Below are 22,641 nucleotides of genomic sequence, written 5' to 3'. Positions count from 1 at the left end.
TCTCCTTTGTCAATATGACTAATAAAAGAAAAGGGCTCCAAAAGGAACCCTCTTCTCATCTAATTCAGTTAACTCAAAAGAGTTGCTCTTAAATTAGTTGTTGTTTTCAACAGTTACTGTTTTCGCAGTTGCATCATAGTTGATGGATGCATCCAGCGCTCTGCTCACCCAGAAGATAGGCAGTACAGTACGGTTTTTGTTAGTTACAGCTTTAACGTCCATACGAACCACAGAACCGTTAATAGTCAACAGGTTAGTGTTCAGTTTGATTTGAGCAACGCGGTCACCTTTAATCAGGGTAACTGTGGAAGTTGCTTTGTCAAACAGGATGTTTTGTGGGGATACACCCAGAGCTTCAGCTGCATAACGTACTGGCAAGTAAGTGCGTCCGTTTTCAGCATAAGCAGCTACATCAGCTGTTTTAGATTCGCCGTTCACTGTGTAAGCAGTGCTTCCCAGTGTGAATACAGCTTTAGATTTAGTAGCACCTGGAGCTGGAGTTCCAACAGTTGCGATTGCTGTTTCAGCAGCTGCAGTGTTGTTATCTTTCCAGTTTTGAGTGTTGTCAGATGCGCCTTTGTATGCAGTGTAAGAAACTGCGCTACCTTTCAGCTTAGCAACGATATCGCCTTGAGCTACAGTACGGTCAACAGTCAGCTTAGGAGCCGAGATTGTGATTGTACTTGGAGTAGCACTTTCGCTATCGATGTAGAAGCTCAGACGGCCTTTGTTGCTTTCGCCGTAAGTATCAGTAGATACGCTCTTCACTTTAACGTCACCAGCTGTAACTTTCACTTCTGGAGTAGCAGCAAAGCGTACGCCTGTTGGCAATTCCAAGATTACTTCACGGCTACCATCTTTCTTAACGAAAGCTTCTTTAGCTGCTTCAGTAATTGTGATGTCGCCAACTTGTTGGTCGCCCAGACCGATTGTCAGGGTTGGTTTCGATGCAGCAGCCAAAGTAACAGCTTGCTTCACAGTTGCAACCTTAACACTACCACTCAAACCTTGGCTACCAGCAACATCAACGTTCAGATCGCCGGAGAAACCTGGTTGTGTAGCAACTTCAACGTTTTTCAGCTTCAAAGTACCTGGATCTTTAGAGCTGTTAACGTTTTTGAAAGTCAATCTCAAAGTACGTTTGTCGGAATCTGTATAAGATACGTCTGCTCCGCCCAATCCGTTAGTGTTTTCGAAAGATCCGGAGAAGTTGCTTCCTGGAGTGTTACTTTCGAAAGTAGACTGCCAACGAGCACCTTCAGGCAAACGCAATGTTACAGTACGGTTGTTAACAAAAGAACCAGCAACCTTTTCTTTAATTACGATATCGCCAATTTTTTGCTCGTCATGACCAGCAAGAATTGTTGTTGGAGAAGCTACGGAAACACCGCCACCGATTTGACCATAGTTACCAACTACGAGAGAGCTAACGTCAGTAGTTGTGTTACCGGAGATACTAGCAGTAACATCGCCTTCTTTAGCGTTAGTTTCATCGTCAACGTAGAAGCTCAAAGGCAGGTTAAATGTTGTTTCTTTGCTACTTTTTGTTTTCAAAGACAAAGTCAGAGTGTCTCCATCAACTTTAGAAACTACATCACCAGATGCGATATCACCAAAGAGAATGCTAGCAGTTCCTGAAGCGTTCCATTTAAAACCGCTAGGCAATTTCAGTTTGATGTTATTGTTGTTAGCCAAAGCACCTGCTGTTTGTTCTTTAACTTTCAATGTTGCAGTGAAGTTGTCTGTGTTAGAAACAGTGTCCGCAGCAGACAAAGATACTTGACCAGAAGATACTACGTTTGCAATTGTAACTTCGCCGCTAGTCAAACCACTCAGGGAAGAAGCATCAATTGTAGCTTTTACAGGCCCATTGCTAGGTCCACTTACATTGATGTTAGCAAAGTTCAGATATACATCAGCGGAATCTTTGGAGTTATCAAAATTCAGTGTTACTTTTGCAGAGTTATCAGTCAATTTCTCAACTTTAATTGCAGTAGCATCATTATAGCCAGTAGCTGCAGCGTTTTTATCCAAAGCGTTATCTTGTGCATCAAGATATACACCCAAGCCATAAGTAGCGTCAGTAGCAGAAGTAGCACGGCCAACCTGAAGATCTCCAGATTTACCAAAATCAAAGCCTTTAGGCAGAGTAATAGTGAAAGAAGCACCGCTAGCAATAGAAGCTTGGCTAATACTTACTTTCGCTCTACCCAAAACAGCATTATTTTGTTGGTCTGAGTTGATACTTGGAGTGCTCAGTGCAGTATAGCTAGAAGATGCATGAACTGCAGTTGGTGCAGTCAGTGCTGCGATTGGAGCTGCAACACCAGCAACCAATGTTGCTGTTGCCAGCACGTTGATCATTTTTTTATTAAACTTTGTCATAACCTTTTTTTCTCCTCCTTGAATATAACCAGAAATATTATTTTTGTCTTTTTGTCGGATCTTGTCACTCATCAGTCGTTACACCTCCTTTCCGAGCTTTATGAGAACCCTTATAAAATGATATCTGTGACAATATCACAGAAGCTTGGAATCTAGTTGAAAGAAAGCGTCCATTTATGACGTACTCCAGTATTATACAATGTGATGACAATGTCGTAAAGAATTTTTTTAGCGAATTATGTCTTTACGCTTTTGTACCCCTTTGTTTCATACTCACCCAATTAGACGTAGCATGGGTTCAAAAAGTTGCGTCCGTTTCAAAAAAAAAAATATTTTTTTTGAATATGTATTCCGCTTCCCACAGTCATAATTATACTATTGAACCTGTTCCTCCGTCATCCTACAACTTTTACCTTCTCAGCCTTAAATGTACAAGGATTATTTCCGTACATTTAAGTCAGTCTTTAATGGAGTATATTCGTTAAGAATTACCCATAGAATATATAAAGTACATAAAGACTATAGATTCCCTTGAAATCTAATACTCTAATACACTTTAAGTAGTAGGAATGACGGAGTAACAGTGATTTACTGTAAATATAGCCGAGACAAATTACTTCACTACATTAATCTTCGCGCCATCCGTAAGCAGACTAACTCCCTTAACGACAACATTTTGTCCTTCAGCAAGCCCCTTGGTTACCTCAACCTGTTTGGCACTTTCCTGGCCTGTCTGCACCTCTACCCGCTTAGCCACTGTTCCTTCCACTACATAAGCGTACTTTTTCCCTGCCTGCTCCGTAATGGCATCCTGCGATACCAAAATGTTTTTAGGAGCTTCTGATTTCATGTAAACAGTCACAACCATCCCTGATTTTAATTCACCTGAACCATTAGGAACCGAAATCTCGACAGGATATGCCTTGAGATCATTATCCATTACCGGATTGACGGCCGATACTCTGGCCTCAATTCGCTTATCTAACGAGTCCACACCTACAGTCACAGATGAACCCACCTGCAACTTAAGAAGCTCAGACTCAGAAACGTTGACTTTAGCAATAATAGGATTGGTATTCGCTATTGTAGCAACTGCTGATTGTGCACTAACCATTTGTCCCTGGGTTCCTGTTACTACCGATATCGTGCCGGAAATTGGAGCTTTGACTACAGCATCCACCAGTTGACTACGTGCTGTGTCTAAACTAGACTTAGCCTGATTCACAGAAGCTCGTGCTACGTCAATACCCGTTTTCTGTTGAGCAAGACGTAATGATTTCTGAGCATTATTATATGTTGTTTGCGCACTTTCCTTGGATGTTTGTGCATTGTGAAGTGTAATCTGTGCATTCTCCACCGCAGTTAAAGCCCTTCTATGCGCTATTTGAGACTGCTCTAACTCGGATTGAGATAGAGCGCCCGCACTAAACAACTGTTGGTTGCGATTGAGCGTATTTTGAGCATCACGCACGGAACTCTGAGCATCTACCAGACTGGTCTGAGCTTGGGTGATGGTGTTGTCTTGCTGGACAAGCGCACTTTTGGCTTGATCCACGCTGGATTCTGCCTGCTGCACCGATTGCGCTGCGCCAGACTCAGCCTGCTTTAAATTGGCCAAGGCAACTTGGTACGATTCCTGGGATTGCTTAATCGCGTCCTGTAAATCCTTTTGATCTATAGTAAATAGTGTGTCGCCTTTGCTTACTTTTTGCCCCACTGTAAGATTAATACTTTGAATCTTACCACTAATTTTTGGAGATACCTGGGCCGTCTCTTTGGGAGCAAAGCTTCCAATAATACCTGTTGAATCGTTAATACTACCTTTGACCACTTTTGCTACTTGGACCGGAATGGCTTGCTGCGCCGTAGTTGGTGCGGCAGGGGCCTCCCCCCCACCGCAACCCGCTAATGCAACTGATAAAAGCAAAGTTGTAGCAATCAGAGCACTTTTTTTATTCATTATGTTTCTCCACCTCACCTTATATATGAACGCTTTTTTGTAGTTTCGCTTCTTTTTTCAATTCTCTCTTCGCTTGTCTTTTCAATTTCCGATTCTTACGTTTTTGTATCATATTATCCATCATGACGTAGACTACCGGAATAAGAATCAATGTAATAACAGCAGCGAAGGACAATCCGAACACAACGACAACTGCCATAGGTGCTTGTGTTTCATTGCCACTGCCTGTTGCGAATGCCATTGGAAGCAAAGCAAGTACAGTAGCCAGCGTGGTCATTAAAATTGGACGCAACCGCTCAGCCGCTCCATGAATAATAGCTTCATCCCGATCTTGGCCTTCTTTTCGGAGCTGAATTATAAAGTCAATCATAACAATGGCATTATTGACGACCAAGCCGACGAGCATAATATAACCGGTTAAAGCCGATACGCTAAGACTAGCTCCTGTGACAACCAAACCAATAAGCACACCTATTAATGTAGGTGGGATCGAAAACATAATAACAAACGGTGTAAGCAAAGATTCGAACTGTCCTGCCATAACCATATAAATGAGCACGACAGATAGCAAAATAGCTATCGCCAAGTTCGTAAAAGACTCCATCATTTGCTCATTTTGTCCACCACCCGTATCTGCACTGTAGCCTTCGGGGAAGTGAGTACTCTTCAAAAGAGCATCTATTTTTTGGTTAATGGTAAGAATATCCCCTGCTCCGTCAATATCGGCAGTAATCTGTACTTGACGCGTTTGGTCTTCACGACTAACAGTATCGGGTACAGTCCGTTTATCAATACTTACTACTGAAGACAAAGGTACATCAATACCTTGTGAAGTGGTAATCCGTAAGGCTTGTAGATTTGACAAATCATGACGATTTTGCTCTGGCAATGATATCTTCACATCTATCTGATCTTCACCTGTACGATAGCTTGTGGCGACTGATCCATTAAAAGAAGTATTCACTGCAGACAAGATTTGAGTTGCTGATAAGCCATATCGAGTAGCAAGCTCCCGATTAACGGTAATCTCATACTCTTCGCGAATCGCACTCAAGCTACTTTTCACATTGACCGTACCTGGTATCTTTTTCACGTCCGCAACGAGATTGTCCGAGAGTTCTCTCAGGACGTCAATATCGTCACCTTTTAGATTAATGTTAACAGCCGCTCCACTCGAAAAGCCCGTTGTAGACGCCATTGTAATCTCTGCATCCGGAATACTATCAAATTTCTTACGAAGGCCCTCAACTACAACATCTGTTGGCTGATGCCCATCCTTCAGCGTTACGCTTAGATCTGCCGAGTTGGTTGGAGTTGCACCTGAAAAGGCAGAATTGCCACCAGAACCAACAGTCACTGTCATTTTATCCAGATCAGGAACTTTCAAAATTTCTTTTTCTATATCTTGAACAACCTTTTCAGTTTCTTCCAAGACCGTTCCATTAGGAAGTTTCACGTTAACTGTGAATTCCCCAGTATCGGATTCCGGGAAAAATTCAGTCTTAACCATAGGAATCAGAGACCCTGCTGCCACAAACATTAATAATGTAATGATTAAAACAGATTTTCTATGGTTAATTCCCCACTTCAGTACACGTCGATAGCCACCCTTAAATTTCTCAAAGCCAATATTAAACCACACAATAGGGTTAATACCTTTATAAGTACCTGAAGAGTATATTGATTCATCCGGTATGGTAGGTAACCAACGTGAGCTGAGCATTGGAACAATCAGAAGAGAAACCACCAAAGCTGCAATGTGAGAAAAAATAACAGTTAATGCCAGCGGTTTAAATAAAACTCCCGCAATTCCGTCAACAAAAACAACTGGTAAAAATACTACGATCTGCGCAAGTGCAGACGCCATAACGGCATTACCCACCTGCTTGGAGCCATCAATAGCCCCTTGTAGCATGCTCTTCCCTTCATGTCGCTGCCTAAAAATATTCTCAATAATAACAACGGCAAAGTCGACAAAGGATCCTAATCCCAGAAGTAAACCACTCAGTGAAATAACATTAATAGTTTGTCCGGTGAAATACATCATCATAAACGTTGCTACGAAAGAAATTGGAATAACGATAGAAGCAATAATAGTAGAACGTATACTATTCAAAAATAACAGCAATACAATGGCTGCGATAATAAGCCCCAATATAGCATGCTCTATTAATGAGTGTACGGAGTCGCTAATGGGTTTGGAAGCATCTGTTACCATCTCCAGTTGAGTTCCCGGAGGTAATTCCTTCCGTATTGAATCTAAACTATCCTTCACAGAATTGGCGATTGAAAGGGTATTCCCCCCTGTAGCTTTAGTAACAGAAATATTGATACTTGGCTTTCCATTATAGGTAGAAATGGTTGTAACTTCATCCAAGGAATCTTCAACTGTCGCAATGTCCTTTAGCTTAACGCTTCCCTTCCCTACTGGAATTGGCGTTTCACCCATTTCTGAAACAGCTTTGTATTCACCTTGAACCCGAAGTTGGATTTCTGTATTACCTCGGTACACCGAACCAGCAGAACCAGCTACGTTATTAGACGATAGCGCTTGGCTGATTTGATCCAGCGTAATGCCATAGCTTTGAAGCTTGGCCTGATCTACGGTAATCTTCACAAGCCGTTCTTGCCCACCTGACATGCTGACTGAAGCTACTCCCGAAATTCTTTCAAGACGCGGCTCAATGATATCTTCCGCAATAGGCTTCAGCTTGTTAATATCCTGGTCCCCTGTAAGAGAGAGCGTAATAACCGGCGTTGCGTTGAGATCCAATTTAAGTACGCGCGGTGAATTTGCGGCCTTTGGAAGAGAGCCTCGAACCCCATCAATTTTATCTCGCATGTCGAGGGTTGCCTGATTTATATCTATTCCCCAATTAAATTGAACTATGACCATAGATGTTCCTTCTGAAGACTCGGACTGGATCGTATCCACATTCTCAATAGAAGCCAGACTCTTTTCAATAGGTTTGGTCACCAATTCCTCAACTTCTGTCGGTGTCGAGTTTGGAATACTAGTCGCTACCACAGCAATAGGCAGCTTCATATCCGGCATCTGCTCGACAGGAAGCCTTAACGCAAAAATACCGCCCCCGATTAACAAAGCAATAATTAACATAAATACTGTTACAGGACGGCGTATTGAAAACTGAGACATCTCATCACTCCCCACTCATTTCTCTATGTAATATTTAAGCACACTAATCCTCTACTACGATGAAATAGGCGTAAAGTTTCAGATAAATGCACAAAAAAAACATATAAAAAAATAATAAACACATTTTGAGATAAACACTTAAAAAAAAGCATTTAAATTACAGGCTCTCATTAGGATTACAGAACAAAAAAACGGCGTGATCCTCACCTGTAATTTTCTGCTCATTGTTATTATGGCATAGGCCCTTAATCCCAGTCAAATAGCTGATTTTTAAAAAACATCCCTCTCATGTATATGAAAGGGAATTTCAATTTCACATGGAGGGATGTTCGATAAATTCAGTTTTTTAAGGATCTAGATTTTAGGAAGTAGCTTTTTATCAGCCATAACTTTAGCTACAATAATGGCTGCATCACCACGCAAGGTCAGGGATGTAGGATTAAACATATATCCTTTTTTGGGATCGCTGGCATCAACAGGTGAACCTGTGATAAAGCCCTTCTTGGCAATAGCCAACACAGATGCTTGCGCATAGTAATCAATCTTGTCCGCATCTTTAAAGGTTTTAGACAGATTCTTCATGATCTTGTCATGATCTGTTTCCAGCTTCAAATTCAATGCTTTGGCAATGATGACCGCAGCATCTTGACGTGTGATGACATCTTCTGGCATAAAGATTCTCGGTTGCGAACCTTTTACAATACCGGCGCGTGCAGCCGTTTCGATATAGCGATAATCATAAAGGGCATCTGCTGATATTGCATTTGAAACTGACACATCGTCAAAATGCTTCGCACCACTGTAGTTAAGTGGAATTTGCAAGCCTTTGACCATCATCGTAGTAAATTCGCCTCTTTTAATGTAGCTGTCAGGTCCAAAGCTGTTAATTGGATCAATCGGATTCATGACACCCTTAGCCAAAATGGCCTCGATATAGTCTCTCGCGTATTTGTGTTTAATAACATCACTATACGTTTCTCCAACCTTGGCAACTACATAGTAGCCGAAACGATCAAACGGTACTTTAATGGTATGTTTCTTCGGATCTACAACACCGCCAATGTTCTGCCAGTCTTTGAGATCAGAATCAAAATAGAACACCGTCATTTGTTTCCCTGCATCCTGAGCGATACTGCTATCATACGTCAGCGTTAATGTAGCACGCTTGGAAGGTACCAGTTCATTGGCTGGGTCACGCCAGTAGAAGTTTTTGATCTTGCTACTGTCGTTTTGTGACTTATTGGCCAGTTGGTATGGATCAGCACCGTAAGTTACAGGATCATACGCATCTGTTTTGATATCATCTGCTACACCTGGGTCAATCCAGAATACAGGACTTGATTTGGTATAACGATCTGGAAAATCTCTATTAAAATATTTACTTCCATCTGCGATCAAGCTCCGCATGTCCGATAATGCCTTTTCAGTTTCAAACTCATGTCGGTCCACGACACCATCTTCGCTGTTCGCTATCGCAAAATACAAAGTGTGTCCGGAGAAGACTTGGTTTTTGAATTGCTGAGGCTGATCATAATCTCGACGAATCAGGCTCGTCCCCTTGGCAAAAGCAAGTGTAAGATTACCATCAAACACTTTGTGTGATGTCTTCATGGCTTCCATAAACTGCTCGCCAGGAATATTAGTAGGCACGTATTTCACGGTAATGGTTTGTTTTTGTTTGTCCTTACCTACCGTAACCACTACATCAATTTTATTGTCTTTATTAGGTTTCAGCCCTGTAACAATGGCTTTGTATGTTGAAGGATAATCAATGGTGCCATCATAGTCAGAGTCAAATCCCTCTTGAACCGCTGTTTCCTTACCTACCATAACACTATCTGCATTACCTGCGTTCACTACAACTTGCACAAAGTTTTGATTCACGATTCTCTTTTCAGGGAGTGGACGCAAAATATCAAAAGATGTGGATTGGCCGGATACTTGCAATCGGAACGTTGCAAATGGTCCGCTTTTACCACTGTTGTACAAGGTAATATTGTAGGCTACTGCTGTTCCATCTTGTGGAATCGTTTGGTTTTTCAGTACAAAGCTGAAATACTTCTTATCCGGATGATAATAAACCAGCAAATCCTTTAAATCTTTGCTGTTGAATTTATCCGTAGTAGAACCGGAATTGTACACTGTCTTGGCATCTTCGGCTGAGTAGAACTGATTATTAAGAGTCCAGTTGACCTCACTGCCGTCAGATCCTTTAATCTCCAGAATATATTGGTCTTTATTGGTGATGTCGCTTAACGCACTCGGCACCTGGTTTGCAGTTCCCAAATCAGCAATGCTAAAGGTACCAAAAACATTGATGTTTTTCAGGGATGTAGTGTAATTCGTGTCATCCACTTTTTTGAAATTAGCATCTTTGGATTTTGGTGCAATTTCGCTGTATTTCGGCGCACTGCTTAGTCCGCTAACTGGAGAAAACGGAATAATACCTTGTGTGTTTGCAACAGGAATTACCGGTATATTCGTTTGTGTAAAGTTTACTTTTACTGTATTGGCGTACTCAATACCCGGTTTGTATACAAACTTGATTTCATTATTCCCATTCGCCAGTGCATTAGCTGCCGCATTCTCGGAGGATGAAGCGAGCTTAAAGTCCACTCCTGTGCCATCCAGATCAACCAATACATTGTTTACATACAGGAATACATTTCGGTTACTGCCTGTGTAATGAATATCTGATGCATTACTTACGTCGAGCAATTTACCTTTAAAGTAGCCCAATTGGGTCAATTTATAGGTATTCAAGTTTGCGCTAGATGTATTCAACGGAATTTGTTGTCCGTCATAAATTGTATCGTATTTCATGAATGGACCCTGCAACAGATTCACTGTCGCTTTGATCAATTTGGTCGAGTCTCCATTCAGGTAAAAATTCAGTACGTTTGTGCCCTCTTTAGGCAGGGAGTCAATGTAAGCAACAATTTTCTTCACCTGTGTTGACTTACCATTAATCGTCCTAACCACATCTTGAGGTGAACCTACCGCGTGTACAGTTACGCCGGAAAGCTCACTAATCGAAGTTGGAGCCCCGTTAACCACGATAAATTCCAAACCTACAGGAACAGACGGCGCATCTGTGGTTTTATTTTTCATAGAATTACCAGATAACTTTTGGGCTTCTGCTATAGCTGCCGTTTGATCTGATCCAGACCCATTGATTCTGTTCAACAATGGAACATTAAAATCGGAAAGGTAATTAACATCATCAATGTAAGGTTGTGTGCTGCTGCGCAATGTAAATTGCACAGGATATGCCGCTGGAGGTGTACTACTATCATCAAAAGTTAACCCCAGAAACGCTCCAGTTACATGATCAATGACAGCATCTGTAGGTACATTCACCTGAAATGGATACACTCTATAGCCATTTGAAGTTGTCACATTAGCCGTATCAATCGTAGCATCTACACCGCTGGTACTACCAACAGCGCTACCGTTGTTGCTTACATCAATAAACCGTGCATTAATGGTAGCCACCTTTGGATCGGAAGCCCCCCCTGGGACTAACACTTTACCTTTTAAAACAATTCCGCTGGTGTCTGCCACCGTAAAGTCTGGTGAAGTGGTCAGATCCGTAGACACGTTGCCATCCTTATTCAAATTCAAATCAGAAAATTCAGGTTTTCCTGTATAAATTGTAATTTCACGTGTAACCGTAAGGGCCTGAGTGCCATTACCTACTTTGATAGTCACTACGTTTTTACCAGGGCTGAGTACGACACTACCTGTTAATTTATAACCTGTGTAACTATTAACAGTATATGTGTTACTACTTTTTGCAGACGTCAGCGTTACATTGTCAGCGTTGGGCGCTGTACCTTGAATAACTACTTTGACGTCATCCGTACCACTATTCTTTGCATCAGTCAAAACAGTTGTTTGGTTCTCAATCAATTGCTCTGTTTCGCCATTTAACGTTGCAGACAAATCGTAGAGCTTGGGTCCGTCCTGATACTCAATATAAATAGAATCCTTCATATCAGCCGAATTTTGACTGCTTTGGAACGTAATTCGGTTCAAACCAGGAAAGAGTTTAATGTCTGTAATTTTAAGCGTGGAGCCGGTGACCGTAATTCCGCCCTTTTGGCTCTCATTTTTATTAACCTCGGTGTAGGTCGTTCCATTTTTAGAGAGCTGGAATACACTATAGGAAATGGTGCTTCCGTTCACTCCATTAATCGTACCATTAACTGTAACACGGTCGGTGTTCACCACTCTGGCTGAATCCGCGTCGTATTTCTCATTTGGAAAAATAAAATAAGTTCCCGTCGCAGCATGAGCCGTACCTACCAGGGCCGCCGGCACCAAGCCAATGATGAGACCAACCGTCAGCAACATGGATAGCAATCGTTTCAAATCATTGTCCTCCTTTGATTCTGTCGCACCTTGGGGCACGTAATCATTCAATACTTTTTTTATCGGTAGCGAACATACAAAAAATTAGTAAATACGCAAAAAAGGAGGGAGTTTTTTTCATAACGAAGAACAAAAAAGCCCTCAAACCCGCGGTATACCGCCAAGCTTGAAGACTTACTTTTAAAATAAAAAATTATAATTTCGACCGAGTCTGGGAATCTGGCTTAGCCAGCAACCGAATCAGGGTGTTAATCACCGGACGTTTGGTTTTGCCGACAAGACCAATAACCTCGGCGCCGATCTGTAAGAAGAACATCATTATACATATCACGACAAAGATAACCCAGTTCGCTTCATTAAGCGCAGCATATGATTGAATCACGGCTAATACACCGAAAAATGCAGCAATAGCGTAAATAATCAATACGGTCTGTCTGTGGCTAAAGCCCAATTCACGCAGACAGTGATGTAAATGACCTTTGTCTGGTGAGAAAATCGGTTTTTTCTGCAACTTGCGACGAATGATTGCAAAGAATGTATCTGACAAAGGTACGCCGATAATGATCAATGGCGTAATAAACGATACAATAGCGATCTGTTTGAATCCAAGCATCGACAGCATCGCCAGGCAGAAGCCCAAAAATAGAGATCCTGTATCACCCATAAATATTTTTGCAGGATGAAAGTTAAAAAACAGAAATCCGATAATGCTGCCCAGCAGCACCAGACAAAGCATAGCAACCATATAGTTGCCCATCAGAAGAGACATTACAAAAATCGTTCCGATTGCGATTCCCGAAACACCAGCAGCCAGTCCATCCAGACCATCAATCAAATTGATGGCATTCGTTACACCTACAATCCAGAAAATCGTAAGCGGGATGGAGATCCAACTTTCCAAAGAAGAGTATGCATCCTGAAAAGGCACATTCACAAAATCAACACGAATATCAAAAGCAAATACAACCATACACGCAACGGCAATTTGAGCCAAAAATTTCAATTTTGCATTAAGATCAAAACGATCATCGAGAGCACCAATCAGTGTAATCAGCGTTCCGCCAATCAGAAAGGCTGCGATAAAGTTAATATCCCTTGAGGACAGCATTCCTTCAGGCACAAAAGGTAAAATCGCCAATAAGGACAAAAGAAATGCCAGGAAAATCCCCAGACCGCCAAGACGCGGCATAATTCGGGTATGTACCTTTCGGGCATTCGGCACATCGACGGCTCCAACCTTCACAGCAAATTTCTTGACGAGCGGTGTCAATAACAGCGCAAGTCCCAGTGCCATGATGAAACCAATAATATAGATCAATAGCATTTGATCATTCGACCCCCAATTTTAAAGCAATCCCTTTTCAGATGTAACCGCATTGAATTATACTCTGATCGAAAATAAATACCAAGCTTCATATTCTGGCAAATTAGCGGGTTTTGAAGGCAGATTCAAGCTATTTATCACACTTTTGTGACGTTTTCTTTTTCACGCATCACTTTCACGGCGAATTTCGGCAGCGCAAGCATTCTTTTGTACCGACTTGGCTCTTTCAATAGCCTATACAACCACTCAGCTCTGAGCTTTTGGAACAATTTAGGCGCACGTTTGGCTTTACCGGATATAATATCGAAGCTACCGCCCACCCCCATCATCACAGGAACACCCAATTGTTCTTTATATTTACCAATCCAGGGCTCCTGCGTGTCAGCTCCACGTGCTACAAACAGCAAGTCAGGATTTGCTTCACGAATAGCTGCAATCACCGCTTCATCCTCTACCGGTCCGAAAAATCCGTCATGCTTGCCGCAAACCGTAATTCCAGGATAAAGCTCATGTACCCGCTGGGCTGTCGCTTGAATCACCTCAGATGTCGATCCGAGCAAATAAACTTTCCAATGATAGTTTTCTCCAGCTGCAAGTAATTCATGTAACAAGTCAAAACCCGCCACACGTTCTGGTACTGGATGTCCTACATAATTTGCGGCCCAAACCACGCCAGTCCCATCCGGGACGATGAGCTCCGCCTGCTTCATCACTGACATGTACATAGGGTCTTCCAACGCTGCCATAACCATAATCGGATTAGCAGTGATCACTTGATGGGGTCGGCGAGACTCCACTGCTTGAATTAATACATTTAATGTATCTTTCATATTAAGCCTTGATACCGGAACACCGAAAATCGGGACGGTAGGCACATTCGTAACCTTATCGACTGTCACTGTATCCATCATCCTTTGCGACACAAGTAATTAATGATATGCTGTGCCGGCAAACGGGCCTCGCTCTTCAACAAAGCAATTGCCGCTCCCTGGCTCTCGATCCATTGGCTCCGCTGATCCAGCAATCGTATAGCCTCATCAGCCAGCTTTTGACCATTCAGCGCTTCTGTGGTGCCTACAGGCTGGCTACCGACGCGGCCGAGGAAATGGTCAATTTTCGGATCATAGGATATCCCCAACGGGGGCACCTGATGGGATGCTGCATAAATCAGACTGTGCAATCTCATCCCGATCATCAAACTACAACGACTGACTTCCAGCAACATCTGCTGAGGATCGGTAACCTGCTCACATATACTAACACGGCTGCCCGTTTCCCTAATATCCCCTAACAAATCCATGACCATCCTTGAAGCCTGCTCATCGTCTGGCAGATGGAAAGGAAAAAAGCGCAAATGTACACGGCGCCCAGCAGCTAATTTCTTCAAACCATCCGCAATCGCCGTTAATTCACGACGTTCCTTGTCCCAGTAACGTACGGACACACCAACGATCGGAAGTTCATCTTCCCCTTCGACAGCCGCTCCTTGCAAACCTTCGGAATTGGAGGGCAATGGAAGCCCCATTACGGGATCGGGAACGACCTCAACAACAGGACGTTTTAATTTCATGGTACCCAGTAGCGCCGCAGACTGTTCATCTCTTACAGATACATATTCGCAACGCTGAAACACCGACCGGATCATAGGATAAAATATCTTCCGTTGCACCGGACCGATACCTTGAGCATACACAAACGTCGGCTTTCCGGCCCATTGGGCCAGTTTGAGAATCGCTAGGTAATAAGGAATGCTTTTGGGACTGGTTGCATCCTGAAGCAAACTTCCGCCACCGCTGATTAACCCGTCACTGTTTTTAATCGCTCTCCGAACTTCTCCCAGACTCATACGCGGTACGGCCTCTACTCCGTACATCTTCTGTGTCCAATCGGGGTCCGAAGACAGTACAACAGGTTTAACCGTAATCCCCGCCTGACGGCTTTCTTCCTCTAATGCTGTCAAAATCGACTTGAGCACTGCCTCGTCTCCACTATTGCGAAAGCCGTAATAACCCGAGATTATTATCGTTTGAGCTGTGGTGACCATTTCTTCCAACATCCTTCCAGCACTTGCCACACGACAATTGCGATAATTCCCAGAATCAGACCCAATCCCAATCCTAACAGCCCACGACTAAACGAGAGTGCGGCTGGAGAATGAATATGAGCAAAGGTATCGACCATAGAGGCCTGACCAATAGCAGCGATAATCAGCAAATAGATCGCTTTGCGATATTTTAACGCCAGGAACGCACCAGCAATAAATAGTGGATGTGCCATCAAGAATTCCTTATTACGCGGACGTACACCAAATGCATTCTCAAGGAAATTCCGGAAAACCAGCTCTGTGTTCGATACAGTACCCGCATTTCCGGTACGGCTCAAATAGTATACTCCTGCGGCTCCAATAACAGCCAGTACGATGACCCATAGTACGGTAATCGGCGTGCGCAGCAGCTTTGAGATTTCTTCGCGTAGAGAAACGCCCCGATAAAAGAAAATATATATTGCCGCCAAAAAAATCGGCAAAATGTGAAGCAAGCTTACGCCTCTAAATTGGTTCAGCACAAGGCTGTAAGCAATACTATTCAACAACGCAATAACAAACGGTACAGCAGCCAACGACAAGACTGCTGTCTGAACGTACAATACAAGTGTTTGAACGAGACGACGACCTACTGAAAGCTCGGGCTCCTGTTCACGTTTGATTCTAATCGTACGCACAGCAATAACCATTGCAACTGTGGGTCCGCTAATCGCTGCAAGTAGTGCCAAGCCCTGCTCCATCAAGCTGGAGTTCAGGACGTAAAGACCTGCTGAGCCAACCAGTCCCAATCCAAAGGCTAACAAGGTCAATGCCGGGACAAAATACGACACCATAATGGAGAAGAAAGCCAGTGCCCCCAGTACAACGACCAGTTTCAGGTAACGTTGGTAGGATGAATCAACCACTTTAAACGGTTCAGCCTGTCCAAGCTCAAATCCCTTTTTCTCCATCCGTTGAACAGCATTGCCGGGCTTGTCCAAACTATGGATCAAGTTGTCTACAGAATCCTTCACTTTGGCCTCAGCCACACTGCGCGTCGGAGCTGTATTAAGATACAGCATGCGAATGTTGCGGTCCTTGGTCGCCAATGCAAAACGATCAGCCAACGTCTCCACATCAAGCGTTGAATCTTTGTCGCTCAGTGAGTACAGGCGCACAACGTTATATTTTATATCGTAAGCCAGCTTGTTGAAGCCTGCCTGCGGTTTTTTCAGGTTTTCAATAGCGGCCAGACCGATATTGTATTTGTTAAGCAATTCAGCAAATGCCGCCAAGCTGTGCTTTTTCTCATTATCTGTAAAACCTTTAACAGAATCTCCTTCAAACAAAATGCGTTTTACGCCATTCTCCTGAAAGGAGGCCAACGTCTCTTCCGTCAATTCCTGATTGTAAGGAAGGCTGTCGCTCATCCGTGGAACGATAAAAAATCCTTTATTCCGAAGCTGTTTCATAGCAATCGGATCAGGCTGCATGGGCTTGAGATACGCATCCTCTGGAGAAGTCTCTACAACGAGCCCTTCATGGCCCTGATAAGTCCATGGTTTGACATTAATATCCAGGCTGGTAAAAGTACGTTCAATTAACGGCTTCAAAGCCGCAGCGTTTTCCTGATCAGTGAAAACAACGTACGTAAAATTCTCGTTGGCGGGTGATACCCGTTTTTCCATATCAGCAATGTTCTGAGTCGTATAGGTTACAACATGGCCTGCTTTGCGGAAATCATCCAGTGTGCTTTCATACATTGCCATACTGTTCACACCGGCCTGCTTTAAGCGGTCAAGCTGCTCATTCAGGTAATCCTCCGGGTGAGCCTGATACGAAGCTGCCTCCGTCAAATCCCGGTAGTCGAATACAATCTCTACTTTTTTACTTGATGATTCTGTCTTCACACGATCAGCAATTACAGGAATGGAAGCCAGTAAGCCAAGTGCAACCAGAATCCATAACCATTTTCGAGAAGCCGTATTCCAATACTGCCATTTCTGATACACCAAAGAACCTCCTTAATATTCGGGATTTTGCAAAATTCAATGCTGCCCACCTTGCCCTTGCTCAGTCCTTGGTAGGCCACTCATTGGATTTTGCAAAATCCTCCGTTGCCGGAATAAGCTTATTTTCCCAAAGCCTCTTCCAGATTATTCTGCAACACAGAAATGACCCCCACGGCGTACTGCCCTTTGCCGTGAGAGGTCACCGATTTCTTAATTCGTATCCAATTACCTTAATCCTATTCTATTATAAATGGATTTGTCTCAAGCGTCTACGCGTGCCATAACAGCCTCCACCAGACGGCTGATTCTTTGCTCCGCGTCTGACAGCGAGGAACCGCGTACCGCAAAGTACACTTTAATTTTAGGCTCAGTACCGGAAGGACGCAAGCAGAACCACGAGCCGTCTTCCAGTAAGAATTTAAGCACATTCTCTTGTGGAAGTCCGTCCAAACCCTGTGAGTAATCCAGCACTTTTTCCACCTTCACACCTGCAATTTCCAGAGGCGGAGTAGTGCGCCAATCCGTCATTTTGCCCTGAATCTGCGCCACTCCATCCTTGCCCTTGAGCGTGCGGGACTCCAGCTTCTCCAGGAAGTAACCAAACTGCTCGTACAGCTCCTGTAAAACATCATACAGCGTCTTGCCTTGGGTACTGTAATAAGCAGCTGCTTCAGCGATCAGCATAGCCGCCAAGACCGCATCCTTGTCACGGGCATAATTGCCTGCCAAATAGCCGTAGCTCTCCTCATAGCCAAACAGGTAGGTATAATCACCCGTTTGGTCGAACTGATTCATTTTCTCACCAATGTACTTGAAGCCGGTAAGCGTGTTAAATACGGTTGCTCCAAAATGCTCAGCAATCACTGCGCCCATTTCACTCGTTACGATGGTTTTAACGACAGCTCCGTTATTTGTAAGCTTACCCGTTTCTTTTAGCTGGTTCAACAAGTAGTAGACCATAATCGCGCCAGACTGATTACCGGACAATACCACATACTCGCCGTCACGGTTTTTCACAACTGCCCCCATGCGATCCGCATCGGGGTCTGTACCGATCAACAGGTCCGCACCAATTTTTTCACCCAGTGCAATCGCCAGCTTGAAGGCATCACGTTCTTCCGGGTTGGGTGATTTGACAGTAGAAAATTCAGCATCCGGCTGTTCTTGCTCAGGCACAATATGTACCTGCTCAAAACCGATTTTCTCCAATACGCGACGAATCGGTACGTTGCCTGAGCCATGGAGAGGTGTAAACACAACCTTGAAGTTTTTGCCTGGTCCGGCTGCAATCAGCTCACGATTAACACTCACACTGGCTACCGTATCCACAAACGCTTCATCTTCTTGCTCTCCGAGCCAAACCAGCAGGCCCTGGGCCTCTGCTTCTTCACGTGTCAGACGGTGAATATCAGCAAAAGAAGGAACCTCATGGATATAACCAATTACCTGCTCGGCCTGATCAGGAACAAGCTGGCCACCTTCATCGTTGTATACCTTGTATCCATTATATTCAGGAGGGTTATGACTTGCTGTCACAACAATCCCTCCACTGGCTCCCAAATGACGTACACTAAATGAAAGCTGTGGCGTTGGACGCAAGGAAGGGAACAACTTAGCCACGATACCATTGCCTGCCAGCACCAAAGCCGCATCCAAAGCAAACTCTGGCGAGAAATGACGAGAATCATGTGCAATGACAACCGAAGGTTTGCCTTCTTTACCAGCATGCTGTTCTAAAATATAGCGAGCCAGCCCTTGAGTCGCACGTCCAATGACGTAACGGTTCATCCGGTTACTTCCTGCCCCGATCACTCCACGCAGACCGCCTGTACCAAATTCCAGCTCTTTGTAAAAGCGATCTTCCAGTTCCTGCTCGTTGCCTTCCAATGCGCGCAACTCCTGTTTGGTTTCTTCATCAATATAAGGGTCTTGCAGCCAGCTCTCAATGCTTTCTAATGCTTTTTTACTCAACTGCGTCATACGGAATTTCCCCTCTCCATTTTCGGGTTGTCAAAACAGGATTTCTATGTACACATGCACTCGGTTCAGACGCCGTGCTTATGTCGGCAGAGCTTTATTTATTGGGGAGGGTCAGATAAAGCAAACATAATTTCGCCCTCAGCTACTACCGTATCGCCTACTTTGGCCGTAGCTTTCCCTTTGCCAAATGCACCTTTGGAACGAGTGATTTCCACTTCAAGCGTCAGCGTATCCCCAGGAACCACCTGTCCACGGAAACGGAAACCATCCAACCCTGCCAAGAACCCGATTTTGCCACGATTGCTCTCTAGGTGCAGTAATGCGACAGCCCCAACTTGAGCCAGTGCTTCGGTGATCAACACACCAGGCATAACGGGATACCCCGGAAAATGCCCAATGAAATGAGGCTCATTCATCGTTACATTTTTAATGCCTACTGCTCTTTTCCCTTCCTCCAGCTCAATAATACGATCCACCAATAAAAATGGCGCTCGATGTGGGATAATCTCCTGAATTTGATTAACATCCAATTGCAATTTGTCCATTTACCTTAATAACTCCTCCCGCTTGCAAGTTTGACTCTGTATCAGTCATGAGTTACTGCAAGCATAATATTACCCCGCTTGCGCTGCATAAAAACAGCTCATAACGGCAACAATGTTAGATATCCTTCACCTACTGCAGAAGTGGAGGTTGAGATAAGGGGCTTTTTCCGCCGGTTATGCAACCTGAGGCGCGAAGAAGCCCTTTTGCCCGTGCTTGGTTTTACCCCGCAGTGTTTAAACTTCCCCATCATTATACAGTTATCAGATGTAAAAAGAAAATTACGCGGAAGTACCATATTGGGTGCTCCTATTATGGGGTGAAGCGGAGCTTCAATTTGAGCCAAGGGGAGGAGGCTACTGGGATGGATCATTCTTCCGATCGCTGTTAACCCCGGATTTTTTCATTGTAATGGGAATTTTAAAGGGTAAAATCCGGGATTAAAGGCGAACGCTATCGCTTCTTCAGAACGATTCCATCCCCTCCGCCGAGTTACCATCGCCTCAAAAAGAAAGCCTCGCTTCAATAATGCTCGCTTGCCGGAAGGGCGGAACAAAACCGAAGACATCTGCGATGGCCTTCATTGGCTGCAATCCATACGCGCTACGCTGGAGGCTCCTGCCGTTAAAGGCACAACAAAACCCTGCGCCACTGGCACAGGGTTTTGTTGTTTTATTACTACCCACACAAATTGCGGGTGGTTTATTTTAATAAAAGTGGCCCTAATGGCGGGTAGCAGCGGAGCGGGCAGAATTGTTCTGAAGAAGCGCAGCGTTTGCCTTTATCCCCGGATTCAAACCTCGAATGTTTTAAAATCAAAAGGAATCTGGGGATAACAGCAATCGGAAGAACAATCTGCACGCGGAGCGGTCTTCTCCCGCCCCCCACTCTTTTAAAGTAAACTAAGGCGCAAATATAAGATCAATGACATGCTGCCAGGTTTTCCATTCAAATACGCCTGCCAGTCCTTGCTTGCCTACAATCACATATCCTGCAATCAAACCACCCAACAGCGAGAATAGGAGCAGCAACGGGATTACGAAATAACGGGCGGTACGCCAGCGGGACTTCGCCTTTTCAGGCACCGGACGGGAATTGGGTTGTTCTTCTTTCATCACCAAATCCCTATGCCCTCAGATTGTTGGCCAGGTTCATCATCGTGTCGCTAGAAGTCAGCGCCCGTGCCGCCAATTGATACATTCGCTGAACTTGCATCATGTCCGTCATTTCACCCGCTAAATCTACATTGGACTCTTCCAGATAACCGGAACGTACAGATACGTCAGCTGGAACAGCGCCCGCTACACCTGCTGCACCAAATACATTCGCTTCTGTCACACCATATGCTAACACGAACAGGTTATCGTCCCGCTGTTCCAATCCTTCTGGACGTTGCACATCCATCAGCTTGATCCGCTGACCAACTATTGGATTTCCCGTTCCGTCTGGGCGAATAAGCAATTCACCGTCCGGGTTAATCGCTACCTTGGAGCCAGACGGAGCAGTTACAGGAACATCATTGTTATCCAGCACTTGATAGCCTTTAGAAGTTGTCAGCAACATCGTTTTGCCGTCATTCGGATCTGGAACAAAATGAAAGCTGCCGTCACGCGTCCAAGCCTTCTGTCCATTTCCCTGAACTTCGAACATGGCATTGCCCTGAATCGCCAGATCGGTAGGAAGCCCCGTCTCTTTAAGCGGTCCCTGCTCCATATTTTTCATAGCCGAGGCTATTTTCACACCGTAACCCAAATTGTAGCCGAGCGGCATAGCCCGTCCATTTTGGAGATACGTTGAAGGCTGCTGCTGCACATTGGCCAGCACATCTTCAAAAGAACCCTGTTTACTCTTATAACCAACCGTATTGACATTGGCGATATTATCGGCAATCAAATCCAAGCGCTGCTGCACACTGGCCATAGACACCATTGCGCCGATCATGGAGTTGTTCATCACTTACCCCCTGTTATACACGGCCTACTTCATTAACGGCCTTGTCCAAGCTTTTATCATAAAATTGAATGACCTTCTGATTCGCTTCATACGCTCTTAACGCAGCCATCATATCCACCATCGACTGCGAAGCGTCCACATTGGATACTTCCAGATAGCCTTGACGAACAGATACCACATCATTTGCAGTCATCGTTCTGGCCGTAGCACCGTCCGTATCATTCAGACGGAAATTCCCATTACCTTCACGAACGAGCTGGTATGGACGGTCAATGACACTGATTCCGAGCGTCGTTCCCAACGTCTGATTAGAGGCTTTGTCCACCAATTCGCCCCGCTCATTTACTTTAAGCGCTGAAACAGCCCCCGTCAATTGAATCGGCTTGCCATTCGTATCCAGCACTGCTGAACCAGTCGACGAGAGCAACGCACCCGTTCCATTTACCTGAAAATGCCCATCACGTGTATAGCGTACATTACCGTTGCTGTCTTGAACCGTAAAAAACGCTTCCGGACGATAGGTGACTTCACCGTTAGCATTGATAAATTTCCCCGCCCGATCAAAAGCCATAGGCTGACCGGTTGCCGGGTCGTTCACGTTAATATTGGACTGTATTGCGAAATCCGTAGCTTGTCCGCTATCCTTCAATGCCCCCTGAATGTAAGGGGAGAGGCTTTCCTCAGCAAAAACGCCAGTATTGAGCTTGCCGACCGTACGGTCCGGATTATCCGGATTGCCTCCAGTCATCGAAATAAGCATTTCCGGAAAAGAACGCTGAACACTGTTTTCCTGCTTGTATCCAGTCGTGTTCATATTGGCAATATTTTGCGTCACGGTGTCATGGCGTCGTTGTTGTGTTGTCATTCCGGCGGCCGCAGTATATAAACCTCTCAACATGTATCGTGCACCCCAATCCTGTACTCTCCTGA

13 protein-coding genes are annotated in these 22,641 nt (G+C 44.4%); all 13 read right to left on the bottom strand.

Annotated elements, in window-relative coordinates; translation table 11 throughout:
- Positions 1–93: 93 nt before the first annotated feature.
- The 13 genes from ACQ4MX_RS17875 to ACQ4MX_RS17815 all read right to left on the bottom strand — a co-directional run bounded on the left by ACQ4MX_RS17875 (position 94) and on the right by ACQ4MX_RS17815 (position 22,609).
- Positions 94–2,457, bottom strand: a complete 2,364-nt coding sequence (locus ACQ4MX_RS17875; RefSeq protein WP_431086396.1) for a copper amine oxidase N-terminal domain-containing protein — start codon at positions 2,455–2,457, stop codon at positions 94–96.
- 541 nt (positions 2,458–2,998) lie between these two features.
- Positions 2,999–4,345 carry an efflux RND transporter periplasmic adaptor subunit gene (locus ACQ4MX_RS17870; protein WP_431086394.1) on the bottom strand — a complete coding sequence of 449 codons (1,347 nt, stop codon included), beginning with the start codon at positions 4,343–4,345 and terminating at the stop codon, positions 2,999–3,001.
- Between the two features lie 19 nt (positions 4,346–4,364).
- Positions 4,365–7,502, bottom strand: a complete 3,138-nt coding sequence (locus ACQ4MX_RS17865; protein ID WP_431086391.1) for an efflux RND transporter permease subunit — start codon at positions 7,500–7,502, stop codon at positions 4,365–4,367.
- 354 nt (positions 7,503–7,856) lie between these two features.
- Complete coding sequence (locus tag ACQ4MX_RS17860) at positions 7,857–11,876, bottom strand: S-layer homology domain-containing protein (RefSeq protein ID WP_431086389.1); 4,020 nt, start codon at positions 11,874–11,876, stop codon at positions 7,857–7,859.
- 193 nt (positions 11,877–12,069) lie between these two features.
- Positions 12,070–13,200, bottom strand: a complete 1,131-nt coding sequence (locus ACQ4MX_RS17855; RefSeq protein ID WP_044648751.1) for a glycosyltransferase family 4 protein — start codon at positions 13,198–13,200, stop codon at positions 12,070–12,072.
- A 137-nt stretch (positions 13,201–13,337) separates the two neighbouring features.
- Positions 13,338–14,099: a WecB/TagA/CpsF family glycosyltransferase gene (locus tag ACQ4MX_RS17850; RefSeq protein WP_431086388.1), complete on the bottom strand. Its 762-nt coding sequence runs from the start codon at positions 14,097–14,099 to the stop codon at positions 13,338–13,340.
- A gap of 8 nt (positions 14,100–14,107) precedes the next feature.
- Positions 14,108–15,244: a polysaccharide pyruvyl transferase CsaB gene (gene csaB / locus ACQ4MX_RS17845; protein ID WP_431086386.1), complete on the bottom strand. Its 1,137-nt coding sequence runs from the start codon at positions 15,242–15,244 to the stop codon at positions 14,108–14,110.
- Positions 15,220–17,235, bottom strand: a complete 2,016-nt coding sequence (locus tag ACQ4MX_RS17840; protein ID WP_431086385.1) for a DUF5693 family protein — start codon at positions 17,233–17,235, stop codon at positions 15,220–15,222. Before ACQ4MX_RS17840 ends, csaB begins: the two co-directional genes overlap by 25 nt.
- Positions 17,236–17,496: 261 nt before the next feature.
- The gene (locus tag ACQ4MX_RS17835) at positions 17,497–19,215 is read right to left on the bottom strand and encodes a phospho-sugar mutase (protein ID WP_431086383.1); all 1,719 of its coding nucleotides are present in this window, start codon (positions 19,213–19,215) and stop codon (positions 17,497–17,499) included.
- A 98-nt stretch (positions 19,216–19,313) separates the two neighbouring features.
- Complete coding sequence (fabZ, locus tag ACQ4MX_RS17830) at positions 19,314–19,760, bottom strand: 3-hydroxyacyl-ACP dehydratase FabZ (protein ID WP_013312312.1); 447 nt, start codon at positions 19,758–19,760, stop codon at positions 19,314–19,316.
- A 900-nt stretch (positions 19,761–20,660) separates the two neighbouring features.
- Positions 20,661–20,873, bottom strand: coding sequence for a DNA-directed RNA polymerase subunit beta (locus ACQ4MX_RS17825; protein ID WP_134912171.1), 213 nt, complete (start codon positions 20,871–20,873; stop codon positions 20,661–20,663).
- 10 nt (positions 20,874–20,883) lie between these two features.
- The gene (locus tag ACQ4MX_RS17820; protein WP_431086380.1) at positions 20,884–21,711 is read right to left on the bottom strand and encodes a flagellar hook-basal body protein; all 828 of its coding nucleotides are present in this window, start codon (positions 21,709–21,711) and stop codon (positions 20,884–20,886) included.
- Between the two features lie 13 nt (positions 21,712–21,724).
- Positions 21,725–22,609 (bottom strand): flagellar hook-basal body protein, encoded by an 885-nt coding sequence (locus tag ACQ4MX_RS17815; protein WP_431086378.1) that lies wholly within the window; start codon positions 22,607–22,609, stop codon positions 21,725–21,727.
- Positions 22,610–22,641: the final 32 nt, after the last annotated feature.

The organism is Paenibacillus sp. 8b26 (assembly GCF_050626875.1).
GTDB lineage: Bacteria > Bacillota > Bacilli > Paenibacillales > Paenibacillaceae > Paenibacillus.
The sequence above is the reverse complement of the archived record's forward strand: the minus strand, read 5'-3'. Positions and strand labels throughout refer to the sequence as shown.